At 58.5% G+C, this 429-nt stretch carries 2 protein-coding genes; both read left to right on the top strand.

Annotated elements, in window-relative coordinates; genetic code table 11:
- Positions 1–218 (top strand): hypothetical protein (locus tag K9U40_RS24020; RefSeq protein WP_282892556.1); only part of this gene is annotated, 218 nt, incomplete at its 5' end.
- 4 nt (positions 219–222) lie between these two features.
- The coding region (locus tag K9U40_RS24015; protein ID WP_282892555.1) for a hypothetical protein at positions 223–429 on the top strand (207 nt) is incomplete at its 3' end.

Below are 429 nucleotides of genomic sequence, written 5' to 3'. Positions count from 1 at the left end.
CTCAAGCACTGTTCGCGCTGGTGCTGCTGGGCTTCAGCACCGGCTATGCATTCCATAGCGATGTATTGATGATGGGCTTCCTGGTGGGGCGCGATGAGCAGCTGGCGATGGTGCCCTTATGGCTGTCCGGTACGCTGGCGATGGGCCTTGTGGGAATGGGGCTGCTGCTTCAGCTGTCGAAAAAATCGCCGCGCCGGGCGAAATCTGAAGGACGCTAGTGCGATGAATGCATTGCTGCGCTACCAGGAGTTGTTCGCCCTGGCGCTGGAGGGGGATGGGCTGCCTCTCAGCGAGTTCATCGACAAAGTCCGGCTCGGTGAGGTTTCGCTCAGCGAGGTGGATGAAATCGTCGAGCATATAAAGCAGCCATACGACGGCCTTCCCTGCAGCCTCAGGGCAATCTCGCTGACGTGTCTATTCCAAATGCAT

The sequence above is a fragment of the Xanthobacter autotrophicus genome (genome assembly GCF_030015065.1).
Taxonomy (GTDB): Bacteria; Pseudomonadota; Alphaproteobacteria; order Rhizobiales; family Xanthobacteraceae; genus Xanthobacter; species Xanthobacter autotrophicus_D.
The sequence above is the reverse complement of the archived record's forward strand: the minus strand, read 5'-3'. Positions and strand labels throughout refer to the sequence as shown.